The organism is Streptomyces sp. NPDC002490, from assembly GCF_040296045.1.
Classification (GTDB): domain Bacteria; phylum Actinomycetota; class Actinomycetes; order Streptomycetales; family Streptomycetaceae; genus Streptomyces.
Genome location: NZ_JBEOWM010000106.1, coordinates 1 through 6,020 on the forward strand (window position 1 = coordinate 1; position 6,020 = coordinate 6,020).

The following is a 6,020-nucleotide window of genomic DNA, read 5'->3' on the forward strand; positions in this document are numbered from 1 at the left end:
GAACACCCCGGCCACGTGCGCGGCAGCGATCTCACCGATCGAATGCCCCGCCACCACATCCGGCCGCACCCCCCAGGACTCCACCAACCGGAACAGGGCCACCTCAACCGCAAACAACGCCGGCTGCGCAAACTCCGTACGGTCCAGGAGTGCGGCTTCGTCGGACCCTTCGGCGGCGAACATGACCTCCCGCAACGGCCTCGACAACAACGGATCCACCACCCCACACACCTCGTCCAACACCCCCGCAAACACCGGGAACGCCTCCACCAGCCCACGCCCCATACCCAACCGCTGCGCACCCTGACCCGTGAACAGGAACGCGGTCCTTCCGCCCGGGTGGGCGGTGGCGCGGGCGAGATGGGGAGCGGGGGCGTCCTCGACGAGGGCGGTGAGGGCGGTAATGAGGTCGGCGGCGTCGAGGGCGACGACGGCGGCCCGGTGGACCAGGTGGGCGCGGGTGGTCGCGAGGGAGTGGCCGATGTCGACGGGCGACGGGGCTTCGGAGTCTTCCAGGAGGCGGAGCAGGGCGGATGCCTGGTCGCGCAGGGCTTGGGGGTCAGCACCGGAGATCGGCCAGAGCACCGGTGCGGGGGCCGCCCCCCGTGCGGGGCCCTCGTCCTGGGCGCCCACGGCTCCCGGGGCCTGTTCGAGGATGACATGCGCGTTGGTCCCGCTGATGCCGAAGGAGGAGACCGCGGCACGGCGCGGCCTGGTGGCGTCCCAGGGCCTGGGTTCCTCCAACAGCTGGACCCGCCCCGCCGACCAGTCAACCTTCGAGGAAGGTCGGTCCACGTGCAGCGTCTTGGGGAGCACCCCCCGGCGCATCGCCATGACCATCTTGATGACCCCCGCCACCCCCGCCGCGGCTTGGGTGTGGCCGATGTTCGACTTGACGGAGCCGAGCCAGAGGGGATCGTCCGCGGGGCGGTCGCGGCCGTAGGTGGCGAGGAGCGCCTGGGCTTCGATCGGGTCGCCGAGGACGGTGCCGGTGCCGTGCGCCTCCACCACGTCCACCTGGTCGGCCGAGAGCCGGGAGTTCGCCAACGCGGCACGGATGACCCGTTGCTGGGCGGGGCCGTTGGGGGCGGTGAGGCCGTTGCTGGCACCGTCCTGGTTCACCGCGGAGCCCCGCACCACCGCGAGCACCCGATGCCCGTTGCGCCGGGCGTCCGACAACCGCTCCACCACCAGCACGCCCACCCCCTCGGCGAATCCGGTGCCGTCCGCCGCCTCCGCGAAGGACTTGCACCGACCGTCCGCGGCGAGCCCCCGCTGCCTGCTGAAGTCGAGGAACGTTCCCGGCGTGGACATCACGGTGACGCCCGCGACGAGTGCGAGCGAGCACTCGCCGCCCCGCAGTGCCTGGGCGGCCAGGTGGAGCGCCACCAGCGAGGAGGAGCACGCCGTGTCCACCGCGACCGCCGGACCTTCGAAGCCGAAGGTGTACGCGACCCGCCCGGGGACGACGCTCCCGCTGCCGTAGCTGTTGACGTAGTCGTGGTACATCACTCCGGCGAAGACACCGGTGGGGCTGCCGCGTAGCGCCCCCGGGACCAGCCGGGCATTCTCCAACGCCTCCCAGGCGACCTCCAGCAGCAGCCGTTGCTGGGGATCGATCGCCCCGGCCTCCCGTGGCGCCATTCCGAAGAAGACGGGGTCGAAGTCCCCCGCGTCGTGGAGGAACCCACCACGACGGGAGTACGAGGTGCCGTCGTGCTCGGGGTCGGGGTGGTAGAGGGCGTCGAGGTCCCACCCCCGGTCGGTGGGGAACCCGGTGACGGCATCGCCCCCTTCGGAGACCAACCGCCACAGGTCCTCGGGCGAGCGGACCCCGCCGGGGTAGCGGCACGCCATCCCGACGACGGCGAGGGGCTCCCGTGCGGCGGCGGTCAACTTCCGGTTCTGTTCGCGCAGCCGCTCGGTTTCCTTGACCGATGCCCGAAGCGCGTCGACGAGTTTCGCGCCGGCGGGCGCGGGGGGCCGAGCGGCCCGGCCTGAACCACTGGTGGTCTCGGTCATCGCGGTGTCACTTCTCCCACGTCGTGTCGTTGACGTCGTACTCGTCCCGGCCGTCGTATCCGTGGTCTTCTGCCGCGCCGTCGGCCCCGGCGTCCGCGAGGGCCATGCTGATCAGGGCGTCGGCGTCCATGGCGTCGATGGAGGCGGTGGTGGCGTCGCCGGGTTCCGTGCTTCCGCCGTCCTCGGCCGCGGACTCGATGCCCGCGAGTTCGAGCAGGCTCTCCATCAGGCCCGCCTCCCGCAGTCGGGAGAGCGGAATGGCCGCGAGGGCACTGCGGACCAGGGCCTCGGTCGAACCGCCCGCTTCAGCGCCTCGGTCCCGGAGCCCGAGTTCCTCCCACAGGTGTCCTGCCACGGCCCTGGCGCTCGGGTGGTCGAAGATCAGCGCGGCCGGCAGGCGCAGGCCGGTGGCCGTGCCCAGGCCGTTGCGGAACTCCACGGCGGTCAGCGAGTCGAAGCCCAGCTCGTTGAAGGACCGGTCGACGTCGACGGCCTCGGCTCCGACGTGGCCGAGGACTGCCACGACCTGCTCGCGCACCACCTCGACCAGCAGTTCACGCTGTTCCTCGGCGGGTGCTCCGGCGAGCCGGGCGCGCAGGTCGTGGGCAGCGGCGGGCGTCCCCGTGGCGGCCTGGGTGACGCGGCGCCCGGGCGCCGGCCGGACCAGGCCGCGGAAGAGGGCCGGCAGTTCGCCTTCACCGCCCTGCGCCATGGCCCGTACGTCCAACACGACCGGAACGAGGAGCGCGTCGTCGGGGGCGCCGCTGCGCTCCGTACCGAGGACGGCCGCGTCGAGGAGCGCAAGGCCCTGCTCCGCGGTGAGCGCGCCCGCGCCGGAGCGCGCCATGCGCTGGGTGTCGGCGCCGCTCAACCCGCCGGCCATGCCCCCGTCGTCCGCCCACAGGCCCCAGGCCAGGGAGGTCGCCGGCAGCCCTCGGAAGCGTCGGTGCTGGGCCAGGGCGTCGAGGAAGGAGTTGGCAGCCGCGTAGTTGCCCTGTCCGGGAACCCCGAGCGCACCGGCTATGGAGGAGAAGAGCACGAAGGCCGACAGGTCGAGGTCACGCGTCAGCTCGTGCAGGTGCCAGGCGGCGTCGACCTTGGGCCTGAGGACCCTGTCCACGCGCTCCGGGGTCAGCGAGTCGATCACGCCGTCGTCGAGCGCCCCCGCGACGTGCACGACCGCGGTGAGCGGATGCTCGGCGGGGACGGTGGCCAGCAGCTCGGCCAGCCGGGGCCGGTCCGCCGAGTCGCAGGCGGCGAACGTGACGTGCACGCCGCACTCGGTCAACTCCGCGCCCAGCGCGGCGGCACCCGGCGCGTCCTGTCCCCGCCGGCTGGTCAGCAGCAAGCGGCCGACCCCGTGCTCGGCGACCAGGTGCCGCGCGACCAGGGCACCCAGGGCACCGGTGGCGCCGGTCACGAGGACGGTGCCCTCGGCGTCCCACGCCTTCGCCGGGCCGACCGCCGGGACGACGGCGCGGACCCGCGCCAGCCTCGGCACCGTCAGCCTGCCCTCGCGCACGGACAGCTGGGGTTCCCCCGAGCCGACCGCCCCGGGCAGCGCGGTGAGCGAGGCGTCCGCGCCGTCCAGGTCGATCAGCACGATCCGGCCGGGGTTCTCCATCTGCGCGGAGCGCACCAGTCCGCTCACCGTGGCGCCCGCGAGGTCGGCGACCTCCCCGTCGACGGCGGGAACCGCGCCCCGGGTCACCACCACCAGCGTGGACTCGGCGAACCGGTCGTCCGTCAGCCAGGTCTGGAGGTCGGCGAGCGTCCGGTGCGTCAACCCGTGCACGGACGCGACCGTGTCGGGGCCCCCGGGCGCGGCGGCGTCGGCCACGACCGGCAGCACGACGATGCCGGCGTCTCCCGCGTCCCCGATCTCCGGCACCACCATGGCGCTCCCCACCACCGTGGCCAGTGCCTCCGACCACGCGGCGGCAGCGGTGCCGACGACCGCCCACTTCCCGCCGTCGGCCCGAACCGGGGCGGCGGGTAGCCCGACCCAGTCCACGCGGTACAGCGAGTCGATGAACTCGGTCCGTGCTCCGGCCAGTTGTTCTTCGGACATCGGCCGGACGTCCAGGCGCTCCACCGATGCCACCATCTGACCGGCGGCGTCCGTCGCCGCGAGCGACACCGCCCCGGCGCCCAGCGGACGCACCCGCACCCGCAGCACCGTGGCGCCGGTGGCGAACAGCTCGACCCCCGACCAGGCGAACGGCAGCCCGGCCCGTTCCCCCGCGGTGGTCAGCCCGATGGCGTGCAGTGCCGCGTCCAGCACCGCAGGGTGCACACCGAACCCGTCCACCAGCACCCCGTCCGGCAGGGCGACCTCGGCGAACACCTCGTCATCGAGCCGCCACGCGCTCCGCAGACCGCGGAACGCGGGTCCGTACGACAGACCGCCGTCCGCGAACCGCTCGTACACCCCCTCGACCGGCACGGGCACCGCACCGGCCGGAGGCCAGAGCGCGAACTCCGTGCCCTCGGCAGCGGCGGACGCCGTCGCCGCGAGTGTGCCCGACGCGTGCCGCACCCACGGCGCCTCGTCCACGGCTCCCTCCCCACGCGAGTGGATGCTGAAGGCGCGGCGGCCCGAACCGTCCGGAGCCTGCACCACGAGCTGGGTGTGGACGGCACCACGCTCCGGAAGCACGAGCGGCACTTCCAGCGTCATCTCCGTGAGCACCGGGCACCCTGCCCGGTCGCCGGCAGCCAGGGCCATTTCCACGAAGCCGGTGCCGGGGAACAGCACCGTGTCGCCGACCGCGTGGTCGACCAACCAGGGCTGGGCCCGAGTGGAGAGCCGACCGCTGAGGAGCAGACCGTCCGCCTCGGCGAGCACCACGGCCGCCCCGAGCAACGGATGATCGCCACCGCCCGAGGCCGCACCGAACGGGGAGTAGCCGTCGATCCAGTACCGCTGTCGTTGGAAGGGGTAGGTGGGGAGGTCTACGGGCTGGGTGTGGGTGTGGGGGGTGTGGGTGGTCCAGGTGATGGGGTGGCCGTGGGTCCAGAGGTGGGCGAGCGTGGTGAGGGTGTGGTGGGGTTCGGGTGTGGTGCGGTGGAGGAGGGCGTGGGCGTGGGCGTGGGTGTGGTCGGGGAGGAGTGGGGTGGTGAGGGCGGTGAGGGTGGTGTCGGGTCCGATTTCCAGGTAGCGGGTGACACCGTCTTCGATGAGGGTGTGGACGGCGTCGGTGAAGTGGACCGTTTCGTGGATGTGGGTGACCCAGTACTCCGGGCTGGCCAGTTCGGCGGGGTCGGCGTGCGTGCCGGTGACGGTGGAGACGAAGGGGAGGGTGGGTTCGTTGTAGTGGAGGGTGTGGGCGAGTTGGGTGAACTCGTCGAGCATGGGGTTCATGAGGGGCGAGTGGAAGGCGTGGGACACCTTCAGGTAGGTCGCCTTACGGCCCTGGGCCTTGAGGGTGTCGACGATGGTGCCCACGGTGGTGGTGGTGCCTGAGACGACGAGGGAGTTCGGTCCGTTGATCGCGGCGATGGACGCGTCCGTGACCTCGCCGAGGAGAGCCCGCACTTCGTCTTCGGTGGCTTGGACGGCGGCCATGGTGCCGCCTTCGGGGAGGGCTTGCATCAGCCGGCCGCGGGCGGCGACCAGGGCGGCTGCGTCGGCGAGGGAGAACACCCCGGCCACGTGCGCGGCAGCGATCTCACCGATCGAATGCCCCGCCACCACATCCGGACGCACCCCCCAGGACTCCACCAACCGGAACAGCGCCACTTCGACGGCGAACAACGCCGGCTGCGCAAACTCCGTACGATCCAGCAAGGCGGCCTCGTCCGAACCCTCCGCCGCGAACATCACCTCCCGCAGTGGCTTCGGTAGCGATGCGTCGAGATGCCCGCAGACCTCGTCCAACGCATCTGCGAACACCGGGAAGGTCTGCGCGAGTTCGCGTCCCATGCCGAGTCGTTGTGCGCCTTGGCCGGTGAAGAGGAACGCGAGGCGGCCTTCGCTGGTGGTGTCGTGGATGGGG

General features: G+C 72.7%; 1 protein-coding gene and 1 pseudogene. Both read right to left on the reverse strand.

Annotated features, from left to right (window positions below; all coding sequences use genetic code 11):
* A pseudogene (locus tag ABT092_RS30635) lies at positions 1-1,932 on the reverse strand (type I polyketide synthase); the annotation flags it as partial.
* 97 nt (positions 1,933-2,029) lie between these two features.
* Positions 2,030-6,020: type I polyketide synthase (locus ABT092_RS30640; RefSeq protein ID WP_502968541.1), on the reverse strand; the 3,991-nt coding region annotated here is incomplete at its 5' end.